This is a genomic window from Cognatundibacterium curvum, assembly GCF_014284235.1.
GTDB classification, from domain to species: domain Bacteria; phylum Pseudomonadota; class Gammaproteobacteria; order Burkholderiales; family Burkholderiaceae_D; genus Undibacterium; species Undibacterium curvum.
This window is the reverse complement of record NZ_JACOGD010000005.1, coordinates 110,074-131,346: the sequence shown is the minus strand read 5'-3', so window position 1 is coordinate 131,346 and position 21,273 is coordinate 110,074. Positions and strand designations below refer to the sequence as shown.

Annotated in this window: 21 protein-coding genes; 11 read left to right on the top strand and 10 right to left on the bottom strand. The window is 52.7% G+C overall.

What is annotated here, in order from left to right; genetic code table 11:
* The first annotated feature begins 5 nt into the window (after positions 1-5).
* The 3 genes from queC (at position 6) to H8K43_RS10790 (ending at position 3,142) form a co-directional block, all read left to right on the top strand.
* Entirely contained in the window at positions 6-728 is a 723-nt protein-coding gene (queC, locus tag H8K43_RS10800) for a 7-cyano-7-deazaguanine synthase QueC (RefSeq protein ID WP_186903847.1), read from the top strand.
* Between the two features lie 240 nt (positions 729-968).
* Positions 969-1,712, top strand: coding sequence for a metallophosphoesterase family protein (locus H8K43_RS10795; RefSeq protein ID WP_186903846.1), 744 nt, complete (start codon positions 969-971; stop codon positions 1,710-1,712).
* 2 nt (positions 1,713-1,714) lie between these two features.
* Complete coding sequence (locus tag H8K43_RS10790; RefSeq protein WP_186903845.1) at positions 1,715-3,142, top strand: bifunctional serine/threonine-protein kinase/universal stress protein; 1,428 nt, start codon at positions 1,715-1,717, stop codon at positions 3,140-3,142.
* A gap of 105 nt (positions 3,143-3,247) precedes the next feature.
* Here the strand turns inward: H8K43_RS10790 and H8K43_RS10785 are convergent, their stop codons facing one another.
* A complete protein-coding gene (locus tag H8K43_RS10785; protein WP_186903844.1) occupies positions 3,248-3,808 on the bottom strand; it encodes a hypothetical protein in 561 nt (186 codons plus the stop codon).
* Positions 3,809-3,948: 140 nt separating this feature from the next.
* Entirely contained in the window at positions 3,949-5,103 is a 1,155-nt protein-coding gene (locus H8K43_RS10780; protein ID WP_186903843.1) for an alpha-D-ribose 1-methylphosphonate 5-triphosphate diphosphatase, read from the bottom strand.
* A gap of 395 nt (positions 5,104-5,498) precedes the next feature.
* Here H8K43_RS10780 and H8K43_RS10775 point away from each other — a divergent pair, with 395 nt between their 5' ends.
* From H8K43_RS10775 to H8K43_RS10765, 3 genes are all read left to right on the top strand, one after another.
* Complete coding sequence (locus H8K43_RS10775; protein ID WP_186903842.1) at positions 5,499-6,383, top strand: amino acid ABC transporter substrate-binding protein; 885 nt, start codon at positions 5,499-5,501, stop codon at positions 6,381-6,383.
* Positions 6,383-7,072, top strand: a complete 690-nt coding sequence (locus tag H8K43_RS10770; protein ID WP_186903841.1) for a DUF1045 domain-containing protein — start codon at positions 6,383-6,385, stop codon at positions 7,070-7,072. Before H8K43_RS10775 ends, H8K43_RS10770 begins: the two co-directional genes overlap by 1 nt.
* 87 nt (positions 7,073-7,159) lie before the next feature.
* Positions 7,160-7,891, top strand: coding sequence for an alpha/beta fold hydrolase (locus H8K43_RS10765; RefSeq protein ID WP_186903840.1), 732 nt, complete (start codon positions 7,160-7,162; stop codon positions 7,889-7,891).
* Here the strand turns inward: H8K43_RS10765 and H8K43_RS10760 are convergent.
* A complete protein-coding gene (locus tag H8K43_RS10760) occupies positions 7,824-8,741 on the bottom strand; it encodes a LysR family transcriptional regulator (protein WP_186903839.1) in 918 nt (305 codons plus the stop codon). The two genes, H8K43_RS10765 and H8K43_RS10760, sit on opposite strands and share 68 nt — an antisense overlap.
* A gap of 115 nt (positions 8,742-8,856) precedes the next feature.
* Between H8K43_RS10760 and H8K43_RS10755 the strand changes: the two genes are divergently transcribed.
* Complete coding sequence (locus H8K43_RS10755) at positions 8,857-10,020, top strand: agmatine deiminase family protein (protein WP_230403866.1); 1,164 nt, start codon at positions 8,857-8,859, stop codon at positions 10,018-10,020.
* A gap of 575 nt (positions 10,021-10,595) precedes the next feature.
* Positions 10,596-11,138 (top strand): DUF2726 domain-containing protein, encoded by a 543-nt coding sequence (locus tag H8K43_RS10750; RefSeq protein ID WP_329604513.1) that lies wholly within the window; start codon positions 10,596-10,598, stop codon positions 11,136-11,138.
* Positions 11,139-11,153: 15 nt separating this feature from the next.
* Here the strand turns inward: H8K43_RS10750 and H8K43_RS10745 are convergent, their stop codons facing one another.
* From H8K43_RS10745 to H8K43_RS10725, 5 genes are all read right to left on the bottom strand, one after another.
* Positions 11,154-12,545 (bottom strand): CoA transferase, encoded by a 1,392-nt coding sequence (locus H8K43_RS10745; protein ID WP_186903838.1) that lies wholly within the window; start codon positions 12,543-12,545, stop codon positions 11,154-11,156.
* Positions 12,546-12,613: 68 nt separating this feature from the next.
* Positions 12,614-12,856 (bottom strand): helix-turn-helix domain-containing protein, encoded by a 243-nt coding sequence (locus H8K43_RS10740; protein WP_186903837.1) that lies wholly within the window; start codon positions 12,854-12,856, stop codon positions 12,614-12,616.
* Between the two features lie 9 nt (positions 12,857-12,865).
* The gene (locus tag H8K43_RS10735) at positions 12,866-13,435 is read right to left on the bottom strand and encodes a hypothetical protein (protein WP_186903836.1); all 570 of its coding nucleotides are present in this window, start codon (positions 13,433-13,435) and stop codon (positions 12,866-12,868) included.
* A gap of 177 nt (positions 13,436-13,612) precedes the next feature.
* Complete coding sequence (locus tag H8K43_RS10730) at positions 13,613-16,021, bottom strand: TonB-dependent receptor plug domain-containing protein (RefSeq protein ID WP_186903835.1); 2,409 nt, start codon at positions 16,019-16,021, stop codon at positions 13,613-13,615.
* Between the two features lie 149 nt (positions 16,022-16,170).
* Positions 16,171-17,136, bottom strand: a complete 966-nt coding sequence (locus H8K43_RS10725) for an alpha/beta fold hydrolase (protein WP_186903834.1) — start codon at positions 17,134-17,136, stop codon at positions 16,171-16,173.
* Between the two features lie 251 nt (positions 17,137-17,387).
* On the opposite strand from H8K43_RS10725, the gene H8K43_RS10720 reads away from it, so the two are divergent.
* The 3 genes from H8K43_RS10720 to H8K43_RS10710 all read left to right on the top strand — a co-directional run bounded on the left by H8K43_RS10720 (position 17,388) and on the right by H8K43_RS10710 (position 19,484).
* On the top strand, positions 17,388-17,822 hold the full coding sequence (locus tag H8K43_RS10720) for a GyrI-like domain-containing protein (protein ID WP_186903833.1): 435 nt from the start codon (positions 17,388-17,390) through the stop codon (positions 17,820-17,822).
* 54 nt (positions 17,823-17,876) lie between these two features.
* Complete coding sequence (locus H8K43_RS10715; protein WP_186903832.1) at positions 17,877-18,731, top strand: AraC family transcriptional regulator; 855 nt, start codon at positions 17,877-17,879, stop codon at positions 18,729-18,731.
* 162 nt (positions 18,732-18,893) lie between these two features.
* A complete protein-coding gene (locus H8K43_RS10710) occupies positions 18,894-19,484 on the top strand; it encodes a hypothetical protein (RefSeq protein WP_186903831.1) in 591 nt (196 codons plus the stop codon).
* Here the strand turns inward: H8K43_RS10710 and H8K43_RS10705 are convergent.
* Both H8K43_RS10705 and H8K43_RS10700 read right to left on the bottom strand, forming a co-directional pair.
* The gene (locus H8K43_RS10705) at positions 19,481-19,735 is read right to left on the bottom strand and encodes a DUF4124 domain-containing protein (protein ID WP_186903830.1); all 255 of its coding nucleotides are present in this window, start codon (positions 19,733-19,735) and stop codon (positions 19,481-19,483) included. The two genes, H8K43_RS10710 and H8K43_RS10705, sit on opposite strands and share 4 nt — an antisense overlap.
* Positions 19,736-19,830: 95 nt before the next feature.
* Positions 19,831-21,126 carry an acetyl-CoA hydrolase/transferase family protein gene (locus H8K43_RS10700; RefSeq protein WP_408058525.1) on the bottom strand — a complete coding sequence of 432 codons (1,296 nt, stop codon included), beginning with the start codon at positions 21,124-21,126 and terminating at the stop codon, positions 19,831-19,833.
* Between the last annotated feature and the right edge of the window lie 147 nt (positions 21,127-21,273).

Genomic DNA, 21,273 nt, shown 5'->3' with positions numbered 1-21,273 from the left:
ACGACATGAATAATTTGCTTATTTCTCATCACAAGTCTGATCGCGCACTGGTTTTATTCAGTGGTGGTCAGGATTCGACCACCTGCCTCGCCTGGGCGCTGGAGCGCTATGCGCGGGTGGAGACCATAGGCTTTGATTATGGTCAGCGTCATGCGATAGAACTCACGGTCAGACCGCAGTTATTGTCGCGTATTCGTGACATCCAGCCCGAATGGCGTGAACGGCTGGGCGAAGACCATATGATCGATCTCGCCCTGATTTCCCAGCTATCCCACACCGCGATGACGGAAGATATCGCGATCGAGATGCAGGAAAACGGTTTACCGAATACCTTTGTACCAGGCCGTAACCTGATGTTCATGATGGTGGCAGCGACCCTGGCTTACCGCCGTGGTCTGAATGTGCTGGTCGGCGGCATGTGCGAAACTGATTTTTCCGGCTATCCCGACTGCCGCGATGACACCATGAAAGCGCTGCAGGTCGCGCTGAACCTGGGCATGGCGACCCGCCTGAAACTGGAAACACCGCTGATGTGGATTAATAAAGCCCAAACCTGGTCACTGGCTGCGCAGCTTGGCGGTCAGCCGCTGGTGGATCTGATACGGCAAGATACCCATACCTGCTACCTGGGTGAACGCGGCGCGCTGCATGACTGGGGATATGGCTGCGGCACTTGCCCGGCCTGTGAATTACGTGCGCGCGGTTATCAGCAATACAGCGCCGCCTGACCAAACACCATGTAAGTCTGGTGTTAGGCTGCGCCGCTACACTGATGCCTAAGGTAGGACTGACGCAAAACCGCCCCAGCTGCGTTATGGCTCCTTGTCGTACACTGCGTACTGCCTGCGTCGCCATGCCTTGCCGGGACAATTTTGCGTCAGTCCTAAGAAGAAGCTGTATCAGTCTGCAGAATGCATAGTGAGCAGACTGACAGACTCTGGTTTTTATCACTTTTTTGACGGATCACCATGCTGCTTGCCTTAATGACAGATCTCCATGCCAACCGCGAAGCGCTGGAAGCCTGCCTCGCGCATGCGCAACAGCAAGGCGTATCCCAATATGCGTTTTTAGGTGATCTGGTCGGCTATGGCGCAGACCCGGGCTGGGTGGTACAAACCGTGATGGAGTATACAAAACGCGGGGCATGGGTAGTCATGGGCAATCATGATGCGGGTCTGTTTCAGGAAGAGCGGCAAGGCATGAATCCGGTCGCGCGTCAGGTAGTCGAATGGACCCGCTCTCAGCTCAGCCAGCCACAACTCGATTTCCTGCGCGCCCTGCCTTACCGGGTAGAGCTGGACGAAGTCTTGCTGGTGCATGCAAATGCCTGGGCACCTGATAAATGGGAATACATCGATGGCGTGATGGAAGCGATGCGCAGTATGCATGCGTGCAAAGCCCAGATCACCTTCTGCGGCCATGTGCATGCACCTACCCTGTATCACATGACCATGACCGGCAAGACTGGCGAATTTCTGCCTACGCCGGAAAACAGTATCCCGCTGTCGCGTCAGCGGCGCTGGCTGGCCATCCCTGGCTCAGTCGGGCAGCCACGTGATGGCAATCCGGCTGCTTGCTATGCCAGCTTTGATACCGAAACCCAGGAGCTGACTTTTTTCCGCGTACCCTATGACCACGACAGCGCGGCGCAAAAAGTGCTGGCAGCTGGCTTACCGGCAGCATTGGCGAACCGTTTACTGACAGGAAATTAGGCATGAACGCACGCAGCCTGCAGGCAGGGATGGAATTCGACGGCTACCGGCTGGAAGAAAAACTCCATACCGGCGGCATGGCAGCGTTATGGCGTATCACCGATCTGCGTGCACGCCATCTTGGCAAACCCGGGTTGGAACAGGGTGTGCCACCACTGATCATGAAGGTACCACTGCTGTATTCCAGCGATGATCCGACCGCAATTGTGGCCTTTGAAGTTGAGCAGATGATTATGCCCAAACTCAAAGGGCCGCATGTGCCGCGCTATTTCGGCTCCGGTGACTTTGATGCCCAGCCCTATATCGTGATGGAGCAGATCGCAGGCGAATCGCTGCGCAGCCGCTTTGAACAGGCGCCGTTACCGATAGAAGAAGTGGTCAGCGCCGGCATACGGATTGCGTATGCGCTGCATGATTTGCATCGCCAGCATGTGATCCATCTTGATATCAAGCCCAGCAACATCATGTTCCGCAACGGCCTGGCAGTGCTGATCGATTTTGGTTTATCGCGTCACGACCGTCTGCCTGATTTGCTTGATGAAGAATTCCGCCTGCCGATGGGAACCGGGCCGTATATCTCGCCCGAGCAAGTACTGGGCGTACGCAATGAACCACGCAGTGACCTGTTTTCACTTGGCGTACTGCTGTATCACCTGGCGACCGGCGAACGTCCTTACGGTCATCCGACCTCGGTGGCTGGACTGAAGAAACGGCTGTACCGCGATCCTGTTCCGCCGCGTCAGCATCGCCCCGACCTGCCGGCCTGGCTACAGGAAATTATCCTGCGCTGTCTGGAAGTCAATCCTCAGGACCGCTTTGATACTGCTGCGCAGCTCGGCTTTCTGTTGCAGAATCCCGATCAGCTGACCCTGACCGCACGCGCTGGCAAGCAGCAACAGGATGGCTATCTGGCGATGTTTAAACGGCGCTTAAAGGTGGCCGGCTCGGAACCGCTGTTGCAGCACACGGTATCGGAACAATTAGCCAAGGCCCCCATCATCGTGGCCGCACTCGATCTGACCCATGGCTCAGAGGCGCTGGCTGAACAGCTGCGCCAGATCACGCGCCGCATGCTGCAAACCGAACCCGGCGCGCGACTGGCCTGCCTCACCATACGCAAGACCAGCCGCATAGGTATGGATGAAAGCCTGATCCAACAAGGTCAGAATATCCATGTCAAACAACTGGTTGATCTGAAACACTGGGCGCGGCCTTTGCAGATGGCGGCCGACAAAATCACTTTTCACGTGCTGGAAGCGCCCGACCCGGCGACTGCCATCATCGAGTATGCGCATAACAATGATGTCGACCACATCATCATAGGTTCACGCGGCAGTTCAGCTTTGCGGCGCTATCTGGGCAGCGTATCGGCCCAGGTGGTGGCGGAAGCTAATTGCACGGTCACGGTAGTGAAGAACAGCGATAAATAAGGCGTTCAGGGCATTTTTGCCCCAACAGCCGCATATCTGCGGGGTATCGGTATTGAACTAGCGCTGACTGCGAACCATGGCAACAGTCAGCGCAGTACTGCAGGTCTATTTAGCGCAGAGCAGACAGTCGAAATTGTAAGCTGCGAGTTTTGGAAATTCCTGACTCAGCTTATTGTGAGCATTTTCAGTGCTGAGTTTTTCAGCTTCCACCCGGACCGAGATCACTTCCTGAGGATAAGAAGGTGTCCATTTTGATGTGGTAAAGAATTTACCTAAATAAACGACGGTATCCGCACGGATTTCAATTTCTTTTTGGAATAATGTATCAGAAAAAACCTTGCCGACTACTCTGTCATTATTCCCTGCCATTGGCACCCAGCCTTTAACCTTATACCTACCTGGCTGCAAACGCATCAGGCCCACTTCCGTATGCCGTAATTCAGTCGGTAGAGCAGTGGAAAAATGTACCGGAATTTCTTCTTGGGTACCCTGTCGTATCAGTACCAGCGTTGGATTGAAATTGCTTTTTTGTGAAACGAATTCACCACCGATATAGCCCATACCTGCAACTGGCTGCGTCTCCGCATTCAGGTTGGAGTACGTAGTCGTGGAACAGGCTGACAGCAGTAAAGATGCAGCGACAATAGTACCTGCGATGATTTTCATTTTTTCTCCTCCGCTCAATAGTTGAAATGTGGTGCTACAAATTTCTGCATCAATCAGCTTCGTTCAATGATTAAAATTAATACAATCGCACTATTTTATGCAAAATAAACCAGAAATAACAGCACTGCTGCTTTCGCAACTCAAAACAACTTCTGGCCCTGTTTCCAGACGCCGAGCACAACTGGCATGCCATCGATCAGGCGTACCCGCAGGAAGTCGGCACGTAAGCCAGGTGCAATTTCACCGCGATCCGTGAGCCCTAGCTTTTGGGCCGGATTGCGGCTGACGGTGGCGATTGCAGCGGGCAGGCGGTAATCCGCATTTTGCAATTGGAACGCCGCCTGCAGCAAGCTGGCGGGCACATAATCGGAAGAGAAAATATCGAGTAAGCCCAGTCTGGCCAGCTCCATAGCCGACACGTTGCCGGAATGCGAGCCGCCCCGCACGCAATTTGGCCCGCCCATGACGATCGCTAAACCATGTGCACGGGCTGCCTGTGCCGCTTCCAGCGAAGTCGGAAATTCGGAAATCGTGACACCATCGGCCACACCTTCCAGCACATGCGCGAGCGTCGTATCATCGTGTGAAGCGAGCGGAATACGGGACGCCGACTGGCGGCATAACTGCACGATCTGTTGCCGGTTTGCCGCCACATGACGCTGTTGCCGCTGCAATGACAGCGTCAGCATCTGATCGACTTTTTCATGGCTCCAGCCACGCTTACCAGTCACATGGGTGCGGTAATGATCGAGGTCCGTCCATTGACGCTGACCCGGCGTATGATCCATCAGCGACACCAGCCGCAAACGCGCATCATCCAGGAAAGGCGTAAACAATTGCAGCAGCTCCGGCTCAGCCAGTTCCAGTCTCAGATGCAGCAAGTGGTCTGCACGCAACACACCAGCCTGCGCCGCCTTGCTCAAGCCCTGAACGCAACTGTGTAAGGTCTGGGTGCGCAGGCTGTCCGGTTCGATATCACCAACCGCAATGGCGTCAAGTACGGTGGTAATGCCGGCTGCGACGATCTGCGCATCATGCGCAATAATCGCTGGCAACACCGGCCAGTTAACCTTGGGGCGCGGCATCAGATGCTTTTCCATATTGTCGGTATGCAGCTCTATCAGCCCCGGCAATAAATAGTCTCCATACCAGTCTTCCCCGCTCAGGCCCGCATTGCCAGCATGGATGTCAGCAAACTTACCCTGGCTGACTAAGAGACTGCCCGTGATGGCCTGAGTCGCAGTCACAATACGGGCGTTCCGTATCGCAATATCGGGTAGCGAAAGAGTCTGCATAGCACGCCTATCTAAAATTTATCGCAAAAAACACTAACATATTTTCCTGACGGAAATATGTCTATGAATGAATATTGTTTATATTTGCAAATATTGTAATATTTGTAAATGTCAGTCTAATAATTCTTAATGACTGGTATCTTTATCCGCAGAATTTTTACTGTGCTTTGTGCATTTTTTTCGTGAATTATTTCTTGTAATGGCTGATAACTTTGGGAAGATGCAGGGCGGGCGCGAATGGCAGCAAGAATACGCGCAGTCTGTACCAGTTACGTCTGCTTATAGCTGGTATTGGCCAGAACTTCACTGAGCTGTATCAAAGGTCCAACACGGAAATTCGATGACACTGCGCATACCTGTTTGTACAACGCTTAAGCTGTTCACAAGGATATAGTATGCAACGCTCTCTATACATCGCAGTCTTACTCAGCACCCTGCTCGCTGGCGGCTTAACGTATGCTGCAGACACCGTCAGTAAAATCCGCAAAACCCAGACCCTGAGCATAGGCGTGCGCGAGACGCCGCCGTTTGCTTTCACCGACAGCAATCAGCAGGCGAATGGCTATGCGATAGAGCTGTGCAATAAAGTCGCAGATGCGCTGAAAAAAGAATTAAAGCTGCCCAATCTGAAAGTACTTTATGTACCCGTCGATTCGACTACCCGCTTCAGTGCGCTGACGGAAGATAAAATCGATCTGGAATGTGGCAGCACCACCAATAATGCCGAGCGGCGCAAAAAATACGGCTTCACGATTCCGCATTTCTTTTCTTCAGTCAAAGCACTGGTACGCACCGACAGCGGCATCAAAAACTGGAATCAATTCCGTAACCGGACTATCGTGACCACCAAAAGCACGACTACCGTGCAATTGCTGGCCCAGCATAACGACATCAACTCTCTCAATATCCGCCTGATCGAAGGCAATAGTGATCAGGAATCTTTCCGTATGGTGGAGGAGCGCAAAGCCGATGCTTTTCCTATGGACGATGTCTTGCTCTATAGCCTGAAAGCCGAAGCGAAAAAGCCTGCGGATTTCATGGTGATCGGCGATCCTTTATCGATAGAACCGTATTCCATCATGATGCGAAAAGATGATCTGGCCTTTAAAAAAATCGTGGATACGGAAATGCTGCGCATCATCCACGACGGTGAAATTTATAAGATTTACGAACGCTGGTTCATGCGCGCAATTCCGCCCAAAGGCGCGAATCTGTCCATGCCTATGAGTTTTTTATTGCGCGATTCATTGCGCTTTCCAAGTGATCAGGTAGGTGATTAATGGCCAGGTACGCGCTTTACTTTTCCCCCGTATCCAACCCGGCCTGGCTGCAAGCCGGTAATCTGTGGCTGGGTCGCGATATCCGTGATATGCGGGAGGGACAGCAACTGCGCGTAACAGATGTCGCACCCAAGGTCTTGCATACCCTGACGCGTGATGCCAGACGCTATGGCTTTCACGCCACGCTGAAAGCGCCTTTCCGGCTGGCTGAAGGATATCAGCGTGCCGATCTGGAACAGGCGCTGCAAGCCTTCTGTGCCAGCCGCAGTGCTATCACCATTCCCTCGCCTCAGGTCAGCCGTATGGGTCAGTTTCTGGCCTTACGGCCGCAAGGAGATGAAAGCCAGATCAATGCCCTGGCCATGCACAGTGTGCGTGAGTTCGATCATCTGCGTGCACCACTGCGACCGGAAGAACTGGCAAAACGGCAGCAACAGCAATTGAGTGCGCGCCAGTTACGGCTGTTATCGCACTGGGGTTATCCCTATACCGAAGAAGAATTTCGCTTTCATCTGACCCTGACCGATGCGCTCGATAACACGGATTCTGCCAGTGCGATTTATCAGGCAGCGCTACGGCATTTCGCACTCACAGAACCGCTGCGCATAGAAGGTATTTCGCTATGCTATGAAAGCGAAGCTGGCGCGCCCTTTATCTTGCTGCAACAATTTCCATTCGCTGCAGACTAAGCAAAGTGAGTCACGCTGCTGTCAGTCTGACCTGTACAGGCTGCGGTTACAATAGCCGTTTTTCTGCGCCCGGCCCTGATTTTACTGATGACTGCTACCTCCCTGCCTCTGGTCCTGATACCCGGTTTCATGTGTGACGGGCGTCTTTGGCATGCGGTACAGCCAGCGCTCTCCACAATCAGTCCACTCATACTTTGCGAACCACTGCAGGGCGACAGCATAGAGGCGATGGCACAGCAGCTACTGCCGCAATTACCTGAGCAATGTCACCTGATAGCATTTTCTATGGGCGGCTATGTAGCGCGTCATTTAGCCGCTATCGCACCACAGCGGGTGCGCAGCCTGAGTCTGCTCAATACCTCGGCGCGCGCTTCGAGTGTGGAAGAAGTACAACGCAATCAGCAGCAAATCCGTATGCTGCTGACTTTTCCATATCGTGGGCAAACCCGCACTGCATTGCAACGCGCGGTCCATCCGGCCCATCCTGAGCGCGAAGCTTTACTGGATTTATTGCAGACCATGTCACTCGATTTAGGCGTTGAGCGATTCCGTCAGCAACTCAGTGTCATTCGTGCCGACGGCCATGCCGAGCTGGCGGCACTGCGCTGCCCTTTGCTGCTGCTCGCCAGCCGCAACGATCAAATGCGCACGCTGCAGGAAACTTACAATATGCAAGCCGCAGCACCGCATGCGGTCTGCCACATTCTGGATGATTGCGGCCATATGTCGGTACTCGAACAAGCTGAGCGCGTCAGTCAGTTATTGCTGGATTTTCTGACACGCTCTTCAACTGCGGCGCCGACCTCAGCAAGGCAGTAAACACCTTCAGCACACGCACATCCCTGGTATCACCCTGCATGCGGGAAATCCACCAGGACTTTCCCGCTATCTGCGGAAAACCAGGCAGTACCTGCAATACACCTGTTTGCAGGCTGTGCCACACCACACTCAGCGGAAGGCAAGCCATCGCCGGTTCGCGCAGTATGCCTTGCAACACCAGACTGGCATCATCATAGATGGCAAGACGGCGGCAGCCTGCCAATTCCTGCATCAGAAAACTGGCCGTATATTCATCCGCAAAACTCTGTTCCAGACAAATGAGCGGTGCTACGCGACGTAACTGAGCGGCGTCATCACATCGCCACTGTCTGCTGTGAGCTGTCGCTGCTACCATCAGCCAGACCTCATCAAACAGTTTTTGTTCATGCAAATTTGGCTGCTGCAAGGGCAGCTCACTGATGACCATATCCACATCCAGTTCATCGATATAGCGCGCTGTCTCATCGACAGAAATGATGGGCAATAAATCCGGTATGTCTGCCTGCAGTGCTGATAGTTGGGATTGCAGCCAGCCTTGCGCTAAACCGGAAGGGCAAACCACGGTGACGATGCCGGGTTCCAGATAAGTGGAAATCCGCGTAATCCCCTGGTGCAGGTTACGCAAAGAAGTCTGTACTGTTTTCAGTAAAGCCACACCTGCCACCGTCAACTCCACGCCGCGTCCGACCCGGTGAAACAATGGCTGTCCCAATTGCTGTTCCAGCTGTTGTATCTGATGACTGATGGCTGATTGCGACAAGCTCAGTTCTTCGGCAGCACGGGAAAAATTTCCCAGTCTGGCAGCTGCCTCAAATCCAGTCAGCAAACGTAAGGAAGGTAATCTGCTCATAATTCATGAATAAAACTGATTAATAGCTGCAGTTAATATCAATTTTCTTCAAATATCAAATCGAATATCCTTTTTAGGTTCTTCAGCGTATCGATAACTTTCTCTGCACTTTCTTATGCCAACAATTTACCAACCCCCTACCCGCCGTCAATTCATGCGCTTTATTTCAATGCTGGCAAGCAGCGCCATTGCGCCCGCTGCACTCAGCGCCTGTGGTGGTGGCAGTGACGCGGCCGCAGCAACACCGGACCCGCAGCAGCCTGTCGCAATACAGCCAGACTGGCTGCTGCCGGACGAAGGAGACAGACACCTGTGCAGCTGGATGAGTTTCAATGTTTCTGCAGATATCTGGGGTAGCCGTATGCTGACGCCGGTACAGGATGCCTTAGCCAGAATTGCGAATGCCATCATCCAGTTCGAAGCACTCAAAGTCATCGTCAGCCCTGCGAATCTGGCTGCAGCAAAGGCTAAACTTGACCCACGCATACAATTAGTCATCGCCGCATCGGATGATTTGTGGATACGGGATACAGGCTGCCTGACTGTGCGCAATCGCAAGGGTCAGCGACGTGCAATCAGTTTCAATTTTAATGGCTGGGGCAATAAGCAGCGTCATGAGCAGGATGCGACCGTCGCTGCCACCATGAGCAGTAACAGTCAGTTACCTATGCTACGCAGCAGATTAGTGCTCGAAGGTGGCGGCATAGAAGTGGATGGTCAGGGCACGGCTATCATTACTGAGAGCTGTGTATTGAATTCCAACCGCAATCCCGGCTGGAGCAAAGCAGAAGCCGAAGCTGAATTGCTGGCCACGCTAGGCATACGTAAAGTGATCTGGCTGCCTGGCATAGCGGGTAAAGACATCACCGATGGCCACACCGATTTTTATGCACGTTTCATACGGCCCGGGGTGGTAGTCGCCAATCTGGAACAAGATACTGCGCACTATGATTATGCCCTCACGCGCCGTCATCTGGATATACTGCGCAATGCGACCGATGTGAATAATCAGCGTTTGCAAATCACAACCCTGAGTCCACCGGCGCAGATACGGCCTGAGTTTTCCAGTAAGGATTTTGCGGCAGGCTATATCAATTTCTACCTGCTCAACGGTGCGGTCCTGTGTCCGGAATTCGGTGACCGTAGCGCGGATGAGGCTGCACGTTCTGCGCTGGCAGGCCTGTATCCTGAGAGAAAAATCGTCATGCTCAATATCGATCCTATCGCCTGGGGTGGTGGCGGTATCCATTGCGCGACACAACACGAAATAGCAAGCTGAAACTGACATGTGCAGACTGCAGCAATGCATGCAGTCTGCCACCTTACGGATAATTACGGCCATATGTCAGCCCCCGGACAAGCAGAACGCACAAGCAGTTGTCGCTGGATTTATTTAGCTCCGGAGCCTGCATACTACCCTGCACCAAGTGTTAACTGGTCTTATCTTTGTGTAACACAGCAATTCACCTCCTCTCCATACTGCATAGGCTGATATGTGGTCCCGGCTGCACCGGGGCACACAGCGAAGTTTGCGTCTGGCTCTGGATTTTCCCTGATCGCACACCGCTCATATTCAGCAATCCTCCTTCTGAATCAAGCAGATAAAATTATCTTTTTATCATTTTCACCACAAATTCACAACCACCCTGAAATACGCATAAATACGTATTAAATATGGCAAACAGTCATATCCATTCCTTAAAAACCTCATAAAAAACAAATATTCAAAAGAAAAGTTGAAATATTTTTTTGAAAAATAGAGATTATTGCAATATTGACATTGCCAATTAGTTAGCAATAGTTCAATATGCATCAAATGTCTTTTATTTAACTAACTCGGGATTGGAGTGTATTGTGAAATACCTTGCTTTTACCCTGACGCTGCTGCTGTTGATGTGGATAGCCAGCCGTCTGCTGCGCAAACAAGAGCAACCTGAGCTTGCTGATACGAACTGGCCTTATTACGTACGGCGTCCGCTTGGTGCCGCAGAACAGATTTTATTTCACCGCCTGACGACTGCTTTACCCGAGCATATCGTGCTGACCCAGGTACAGATGTCACGCATACTTGGTGTGAAAAAGGGGGCTAATTTGCTGGAATGGCATCAGCGTATTAATCAGCTGAGTTTTGACTACGTGATCTGCAAAAAAGATTTTTCTGTGCTGGCAGTCATAGAACTGAATGATGGCAACGGCAATGCACATCGTCACGAAACTGACTTTCAAAAAACCAAGGCCTGTAAAGATGCAGGCCTGCGACTGATACACTGGCACGTCAAACTCTTGCCCGATGAAGCTGCAATCCGCGCTGCCTTTTCTGAACCTGTGATCACACGCAGCGCCCACCCCGAACAGATAGACCGCGAATTCAAACAGATCGTGGCCCACATCCATTAGGCCAGACCCGCTACTTTATATACCCTGCCCCCATTTTGGTAAGTGGGTACCACGTGGCATCGCTGGCAGGAAAAAGTAAGGCTGACAAGCCGGCATGTGTTCCACCGGTCGGATCGCCTGCATCTGACCGAAGCCAGATGTAGTGATTTCAGAATACGCAGCAATCTCTGCGGCCGATAACTCGGCGTCTTGAGTGTTCAGGGTCTGTCTGGGCAGGGATTGCAGCAATTGCCCGGTCTGGGCCAGTGATACACGGACCTGCCAGCTGCCGCCCTCGGTCGCTCTGCGCTGTAAAGCGATCATCGTAGCGAATGCTGCCAGATAACCAGTCGCATGATCCAGTGCCTGACATGGCAGCTTGCCAGGTCCGCTCAGAGGTGCAGCCTGCCCCTCCGTATCCGCGATCCCGCTGGCCGACTGCACCAGACTGTCAAAACCACGTCTGTGCGACCATGGCCCCTGCTGTCCATAGGCCGACAAACCAACCACCACGATGCCGGGATAACGTGCCGCCAGGGTTTCTGCATCTAATCCAAACTGTGCCAGTGCACCTGGACGATAAGCTTGCAGGAATACGTCGGCATGTTGCATCAGCTGTGCCATTTGCTGCAGTCCTGGTGTGCTGCGTAAATCGATGCGGGTATTAAGTTTACCGCGCCCGGTATCCATCACCAGCAAGGGAATTTCCGGCAAATGGGCAGCACCGACCGCGAGCACATCGGCACCATGCTGCGCCAGCGTACGGGCTGCCACCGGTGCCGCAATCACACGTGATAAATCCAGTACCCGAATCCCCAACAAAGGGCGGGTGGCAGATGGCAAACGCTGTACTGGCGCATCGCCGATACGGCGAATTTCAACTACGGGTAAAGCTGCAATGGCCTGCGCCTGCGGATGCTGCGCCCATTCTTGCTCAGTGCGTATCATGGCAGCGCACATACCCGCCTGCGCTAACACCGCTTCCAATTCCTCTGCCTTCCAGCGCAAAATGGCAGCCGCCACCGCTTCCCGTGTCGCAGCACTGTCCAATATCTGCAAAACGCCGGCGCTGTGATGCGGAAAGTTAGTATGCAGCTGTATCCAGCGACCATCACCGGTCGGATAGTAGCCGGTCAGCGGACTCCAGGTATCCTCAGGCACCTGGCCATCGATACGCAGATAGCGTTCGCTACGAAACATCGCCAAAGCATGACGCTGGTCGACACGGATTTGCTGCTCTACACCGCCACGCGTTTCCCATAGCTGCTGCGCCGCCAGTGCCTGTGCCGCAATACTGGCCGAAGCCAGCGTACCAACCGCAAAAGTCGACGGTAACTGGATATCACTTCCAGTGAATTGCAGGCGCTGACAAAAATCAACATCCGCTCCTGCCTGTGTCCACAACTGCTCCAGCAATGCGCGCGCCATACCATCCTCCGTGAAGATAAAAAGCTGTGAGTATTGATGATCGCATAAATGAAGCTACTGAATACAGATCAGTTTTCTTTAGGGTCTGAATTCTCATGGTCTGATGCTGACGGACTATAAGCCAGGATATCGCCTGGCTGGCACTGCAAAACTTCACAAATTTTTTCCAGGGTATCAAAGCGTATCGCTTTAGCCTTGCCCGTTTTTAAGACCGATAGATTCTGCGGCGTAATTTGCACAGCTTCAGCCAGTGTATTGAGTCGCATTTTACGTTGAGCAAGTACCACGTCCAGATTCACAATTATCGCCATTACTGTTCCTCAAATGACCAGTGCTGCATCTTCATTCAGCTCTGTTCCGATTTCTAAAGCCCAAACAAGCAGCTTAGCGATACCCAAAATCACCAGCTCAGAAAACAATGCATCTGCAAAGTCTGTCCATAGTTGCGCTGACCCGCTCGTCGAAATAATCGCAATCAATTGCAAGCTATAGACACACAAAGTCAAGGCGAGATACACCCAGAATCCAGTCTGTGCACAACGCAGTGCCTGTCGGTTAAATATTTCACCCTGATAGAAAAAACTCAGCATGTTGTTGATCTGTATGAAAATCCAGACCAGGCAGGCACTGCTTAGCAAAACAAACGTCGTCGCCATCCATCGGTCTTCCTGCGCTATCCCTTGCCGTGTCAGGTCCATCACTTCCTTAAAATGACTGATTTGAGAGAGAAAACTGAGTATGCCTTGCTGTCCTTGCGGTGCCGTCCAGATTTGCACGACAAACCCTAAAGTGCTCAGCGGCACGAGACAGATCACCAGTGTAGTGAGCCACAGGAAATAGCGGCTTAATTGACGGATATGTGCCGCTTTAGGGCGAGAAGTAAGAGACATGAGCCAAACTCCATTTATATGTAATAAATGGAGTCATATTAGCAAAGTAAATATGCAATTCAATATAAATTTACTGTTTATCGATAATTTTTAAATCTACTAAATATCTTCTGTTGCAGAGCAGTAAAGAAAAAAGCCGCATCAGCGGCTTTTTTCTGACGTTATCGCAGCTACGGCTTACCAAGCGTAGCTGGCTTTGGCGTACAGATAGCGGCCATTAAAACCATACGGAGAGAAGGTGCTGTAAGGCAATGTGCCGCCGGTGTTCAGGTTGCCGTTGGACGTGACTTTATCCGGATATTTGTCGTTCAGATTATCGATACCCGCGCTGAGTTTCCAGCGGCCGGTACGATAGCTGACGGCGATATCGGCCACAATGTTCGCGCTGTAAGTCTGGTCCAGTGCAGGATTATTTTGCGGCGACACAAAGCTTCCATAACGTGTAACCTGAGTGTGCAGGCTCCAGGCACCGCTGGCATAGTCAGCACTCAGGCTGAGTTTGTCTTTCGGGCTGCTCAGGGTGGCACGTTCTATAGTTTGCTTATCGATCAGAGTCAGATTATTTTGGGTCAGGATATCAGGGTTGGCAACGACGCCGCTGACGCTGGTCGTGTTGCGGTTATAGCCAAAGGTCAGGCCCAGACTGTCTTTATCCGCCAGTTGCCATTGATAGGTGCCGACTACATCCACGCCACGGGTGCGGGTATCAAAAGCATTCGCAAAATACCGCGCGGCGCCGACCAGCACGCCCTGCTTGGCGAGTACCGATTGCAGGCTGGCTGGTAACACCAGATTACCTGAATACAGGATGCGTTTATCGATATCTATCTGGTAGGCATCCACACTCAAAGAAGCCTGACGCGCTGGTTGCCACACAGCACCCAGACTCAGATTGCGCGAGGTTTCAGCCTGCAAGGGTTTCGCACCCAGCGCTTTAGCAGCAGCCGTGGCGACACCAAACGTACCGGTATCAACCAGCTGCGAGCTGCCATTAATGGTGATCAGATTGGTGGTGGAAATCGTGTAATTCTGCTGCGCCAGTGAAGGTGCGCGGAAGCCGTTAGACACGGCGGCACGGAAAGCCAGTTCAGGCACTACGACATAGCGCGCCGATAATTTGCCCGAAGTCACATTACCAAAATCACTGTAGTTTTCATGACGGACTGCCACCGAGGCGCTGAGCTGGCGCGAAATTTCTGCTTCCAGATTCGCATAGAAGGACAGGTTATGGCGCTGGAAATTACCTGCATTCGAAGGCTGAAAACCAGAAAAACCCTGGGCGCCGCTACCGCTGTAGGAATTCGCTTCACCGGCAGAAATCGCATACTGATCACGCCGGTATTCCGTGCCCAGCGCCAGCGTGGCCGGGTTCGACAAACCAGGAATATCGAGATCGGTGGCCGCATCCAGATTCAGCAGAGTCTGGGTATTTTTCAGCTTACCGGCGTAAAAACTGGTCGGGCTGGCGGCACCTAAACTCAGGTTTGCAGTGTTGTTCACATCCAGACTGAAACTATTGCTGCCGCTATTGAGGCTGGTATCCCAGCGCCAGCCTGCGGTCTTACCTTTTAAACCCAATACCGCAGATACGTCTTCATTATTAGCCGCCAGATTCGGCAAAAATCCTTGCGGGTACAAAGGCGAACGCAGTGTGGTGCCGCTGCTGTAAGCAGTGCGCCAGGTAGCGGCGGCATCGGTCTTGCGCTGGCTGTATTGCAGGAAGCCATATAACTCCAGATCGTCACTTAATGCCAGACCTGCATTCACGCCGAACTGGATTTGCTCGAGATCAGGATCACCCTGTTTCTGATTCACGCGGCCATACAAGGGTTCAAGAGGATTGCGCAAATCGGGACCAGCGCGGTTGGTATCACCCTGGTGTTTTTGTTCCACAGTCCAGCGTGCCCAGCCCTTGTCGCCCAGCTGCGTGCCAAAGTTGGCGCTGATACTGCGCTGATTGCCATCGCCCTGACTGGTACGTCCGCCACCGAGCTGGATTTCACCACCTTGTGCGCCTTTTTTGAGGATGATATTAATCACGCCAGCAATCGCATCCGAGCCGTATTGCGCAGCAGCGCCATCACGCAATACTTCGACCCGCTCAATCGCCGATACCGGGATAGTATTCAGATCAGCCGGTGCCGAACCGCGTCCGGCGGTGCCATTCACGTTGACTACCGCTGTAGTATGCCAGCGTTTGCCATTGACCAGCACCAGCGTCTGATCCGGCGACAAACCGCGCAACTGAGCCGGACGGTTAGAAGAAGTACCGTCGGCGACAGCCGGACGCGGGAAATTCAGTGAAGGCAAGAGTTTAGTGAGCGCGGTTCCTAATTCCAGGCTACCGGTATTCTGCAAATCTTTATTGCTCAGTACATCAATCGGCGCTTCGGAATCAGACACGGTGCGTTTAACGCTGCGGGTACCGGTCACAATCACCTGTGCTGCATCGTTGTCTGCGCTGACCTGAGCGAAAGCGGCCGGGCTCAGGCCAGTGATAAACAGGGTCGCAATCAGACTCGATAACTGCAAGCGGGAAAATGGAATGGCGTCGGTCGTAACGCGGGTCGTTGTATCTGGCTTCATCTGTGCTTTCTGCTGAAATTTAAGTATGGAATCTGTGTTGCCATGCGCTTCAAGGCATGAGGGATAACAGATCATACGGGCACAGATGTGGTCTGCAAACGACCTTATTTTTATGTCGACATAGTTAAAAGATATAAGCTGTTACGTGTTCAGCGCGTGTCGCGTGCCAGGAAAATTCTGGCGGCGGCGGCAGTCACGAATGGCGCTTCTTCTTGCGGCACATGGCCCAGTTCATCAAACATGATGAGTTTTGACTGCACGATATCACGTGCGAACCAGGCTGCATTTTCAGGCGGGATCAGTTTGTCTTTGCCACCCCAGAGTATCAGCGTAGGCACATGGATACGTTGAATATCGGCCGCATTTTCACCCAGATTCAGGGTACGGATACGCTTGCGCAAAGCGGCACGGTTACCGGCGCGCACCGTCATCGCACGGTAACGCGCCAGCAGTGCGGGACTGACTTTTTCCGGATTGCCATACACATCTTTGACGCTTTCTTCGAGCATGGAAGCGGGCAAGGTATGGTCCATGAACCAGGATAAAATCGGAATGCGTGCAATCTGGAATCCGGCAGGAATCGAGATTGGTTTAAACGCATAACCCGCTGCATCCACCAGTATCAGTTTATCGACGCGCTGCGGTGCCGCCACCGCCACGTTCCAGGCGATTTCACCGCCCAGCGAATTGCCAGCCAGGACGGCCTTACGAATATGTAACTGATCCATCAGATCCAGCATAAAGCGGGTATAAGCGGCGTTGCTGTAGTCCTGTTCCGCATTCGGCCCGGTCAGGCCAAAGCCGGGTAAATCCATGCTGATCACACGCCGGTCTTTTTTCAAAATACTGACCCAGCCTTCCCAGGTATGCAGACTGGATGAGGTACCGTGTATCAGCAAGACCGGCACAGGGTCATCGGCAATCCCTTCATCGCGGATGTGAACGGATAAGCCATTTACGTCGATGAAACGGGAAGGAGGTGGTGCCCATTGCTGTGTCAGGTCCTGCAGTGGGCGGTCAGGCGCCCAGTTCCAGGCGATACCAGCGACTACACACAACGCAAATACAGCAGCAATACCTGCCATCACGACAGGCAAACGAAAACGAACACTCATGCAACTTACTTTCAGGGAAACAGGCCAGAACTGGCAGCGGCTGCTATTTTCCCATGCTATTCACACAGGAAACAGTATCCTTAGCAAAAAACTCCGCAAGATTTGTGAAATCATGGCGTGCTATGCTTTTTTTACGCAGTGTTGATGCAGCCAGAAGAACTGGTAAGTCCTGAGCCGTACGCTGCAACCACAAGCATCCGGGCTTAGTCACTGACTACACCGGATAACATCAAAAAACGGAGTGCAGAACAATGAAACAACAACAGATAGCAGGATTTTATGTCAGTGGCGCCTGTGTCCGCACCAGCAACGCGGCCGAGACCGGCCCTGGTGGCCGCATCCCGGGCTTATGGGGCAGCTTCTTTGCCAGCCAGCCCGACCTCAGCCAGAGAATGTATGGCGTGTATTCGCATTATGAATCGGACCTGCATGGCGAATTCAATGTCACAGCAGGCGTCAAGGCTGGCACAGATACGCAGCCAGGGGTTCATATACAAAGCGGCAGCTATCTGGCTTTTCCTGCACAAGGTGCCATGCCTGACGCGATTATCCAGACATGGCAGACGATATGGGAACACTTTGCGCACCAGCACGAGTATGAGCGTGCCTATGGCACAGATTTTGAAGAATACCTGGGGCCTGAATCTGGCATGATTTACATAGGCATCAAACCGCGCAGCCTGTGATAACTGGCAGTGCCAAGATCCAATGCACCTGCAAACTCCGGAGAACCGCATTCCATGACATCGCTCAGTCCGCTGCAGCAAAGTTACGAGCGCCGATTAGCGCGCGTGACCACCTATCTGCATGAACATCTGGATCAGCCTTTAGATCTGCAACAACTGGCTGATCTGGCCTGCATGTCGGTCTATCACTGGCACAGGATTTATCAGGGCGTGCATGGTGAAAGTGTGATTGCCACCGTCAAACGTCTGCGCCTGCAAAAGGCAGCTGCCTTGCTATTGCGCAGCGACCTGCGCATCAGCCAGATCGCAGCACAGGTTGGTTATCCGAATCTGCAATCCTTCACCCGTACTTTTTCACAGAGTTACGGTTTGCCACCCGCCCGCTTTCGTCAACAAGGAGTGACCATGACTTTACCGACAACTGCGCCCGAGCTCGCAGCATATCCGGTCAGTATCCGCGAAATAGACGCCATCCCTGTTTTACAACTCGCCCATCGTGGCAGCTATATGGGCATCAGCCAGTCATTTGATCTGCTCAACAGCCATGCGGGTGCACGCGGCTGGATGAATGTGGAAACACGCTGGCTGGGGATTTTTCTGGACGATCCGGTGGTGACACCGGAAGCGGAGCTACGTTCTTTCGCCTGTATTTCTCTGCCGGCCGGTTGGCAGGATGCGGTGGAAGCGCCTTTTACGCAGCAGCGTCTGGCGGGCGGTAAATACGCCGTATTGCGTTATCAGGGGCCGTACTCGGCTATGCAAGCGGTCTACCAATGGTTCTGTGGCCAGTGGCTGCCCGCGTCGGGACTGGAAGCGGCCGATGCGCCACCATTTGAAGACTATCTGAACAATCCGCGCTGTACGGCGCCAGCCGATTTACTGACCGACATCTACCTGCCACTGCGCTGAACCTGATACCTGCGCTCTGAGGCTTGCGGTCCTGTTCCCGGGCGTTCAGACATGACTCTCACACCTTGTCATGTTTGATGCGGTTAACTTACATTTTCTTACTTGATGCCTGCTGCTGAACGCGGCTATCTTTGCGCCTTTCAGCGCAAAGTCTCCGTTTCCATGCATGCCGTTTTACGCAAAAACCAATTTTTTGTTCAGCAACAACTGGGTTTGCTGGAGATGGGCAAGCATTTTGACATCTTTGATCCGCTGACTCAGCAACCGATTATCGAATGCAGAGAATTAGAACACAGGCACTTCACGCGGCTATTACGCATCCTGAACTGGGAGGCATTGCGTCCTTTGCATGCGGAACTGCGTACACCGGAAGGCAAACGCGTACTGCGTTTGCAGAAATGTTTTTCCTTACTGGCAGTCAAAATTGCTATTTATGATGGCAATGGCGGGCTGGTTGGGTATTGCCAGCGCATGCGCCAGCGAACTGGCAGTTTTCGTATCCTCGATCCGGATGAACGCTTTATCGGGGAACTGCACAGCGACCAGGACAATTTTTTGTACCGCTTTGTGCAGAATGGCCAGGAACTGGCCTGTGTGTCGGATAATCCATGGTCACTACCGCAGGAATTGCGCAATCACCACCATGCCTATCTGCTGGAATTAAATCCCGGGCTGGCCCCGGAATCGCCCTTGCGCTTACTGATACTGGCGGCGCTGCTGGCACGCCAGATGCATAGTGTGAATACGGCTTAAGACTTACCGCCAGCAGGCCGTGCCGGCTGCTGCGGAGATGGGGTGGTGACTGGCTGTGGTGTATATTTACCAGCAGCGGGGTTCTTATGCTCGCCCGATCCTAAGGGCTTGACCTTGACCACCTTACTATTGCTACCGCAAGGTTTGTCTGACCAGGTGACTTTGCCACCTGATTCGCATTTGAACACCGGCGTCTGCGCGTGAGCAACAGCAGCCAGCAAAAACAAACCGCAACCGATGATTTTTTCCATTATCTGCCTTTAGTTTTACGCTGATCAATCGCGCCTGTGTGTACAGGCAGCACCGCTGCGATTGTGCCTGAATTTGCCATATTTTGTGGTTTTTTTTACAGCAACTGCAGATGACGCGCCTGATCACGCAACTCTGCCCGGAAGTCAGGATGGGCGATAGCGATCATTTCCAACACACGCTGACGTGCTGATTTACCTCTGAGCTGGGCCACGCCATATTCACTGACCACATAATTGATATCGTTCTTGCCAGTGGTGACATGCGTGCCTGGCGTCAGTGTGGACACGATACGGCTGATGCTGTCATTTTTAGCCGTGGACGGCAACACAATAAAGGCTTTGCCACCACGCGAACGGTTGGCTGCGCGCACAAAATCGACCTGACCACCGGTACCGGAATACGGCAGATGTCCCAGACTTTCAGAACCACATTGCCCCAATAAATCGATTTGCAGCGTAGCGTTAATCGCTACCAGATGATCATTTTTTGCGGCCAGATACGGGTCATTGGTAAAGTCAACCGGATGCATTTCGAGCGCAGGATTCTGATGCATGTAGTCGTACAGTTTGCGCGAACCCAGTGCGAAGGTTGCCACGGTTTTTCCGGGCAAATAATTCTTACGCCGGTTAGTGACCGCGCCGCTTTCTATCAGCTTCAAAATGCCATCGCCTATCATTTCGGTATGGATGCCCAGATCTTTTTTCTGTACCAGCTGCATGACTACGGCATCCGGTATCCCGCCATAACCGATTTGTAAAGTCGATCCATCCTCTATCATCTCCGCCACATACTGACCTATGGCTTGTTGCACAGTACCGATCACCGGCAAGCCGACTTCAGTGACCGGTTCTGTGCTTTCAATCAGGCGCGTCACCTGAGAAATATGGACATGGCAATTGCCGTAAGCGAAAGGCACATTAGGATTGACTTCCAGCACGACTGCACGCGCTTTCGCGATTGCTGCCATAGTGTAATCAGCCGCCAGACTCAGCGAGAAATAGCCCTCTTCATTCATCGGTGAAGCCATTGCGAATACCACATCGACCGGCATCAGCCCGCGCTCTATCAGCATCGGCATTTCAGAAAAATAGCTGGGGATAAAATCGATCTGCCCGGCCTGTCCACCCGGACGCGAAGCCGCACCAAAAAAATAAGCTACATGCCGTACATGCTGCTCGGTGGCTGGATCGAAATAGCCGTATTTGCGTACCGCCAGTATCTGTGCCACACGGATATTCTGAAAATGCCGTCGCTGCTCTGACAAGGCAGTCAATAAGGCTGGCGGCTCACCCACACCAGTCGGTACTACGATCCAGTCACCATTATGCAAGACCTGTAAAGCCTCCTCCGGCATGCAATGCTTTTCTGTGTACTGCTGCTGTACTGACAACATAGCTCCTCCTGATTGTATGGGTATTGGATAGGATGAGATATGCTAAGACGCATCGGGATATGGCGCAGTCAGTTCAACGACATTTCTGCACTGGCTTTGTTGTATCGCAAGCGCAACTGTGCGCCATGAGTCTGAAGTCGCATC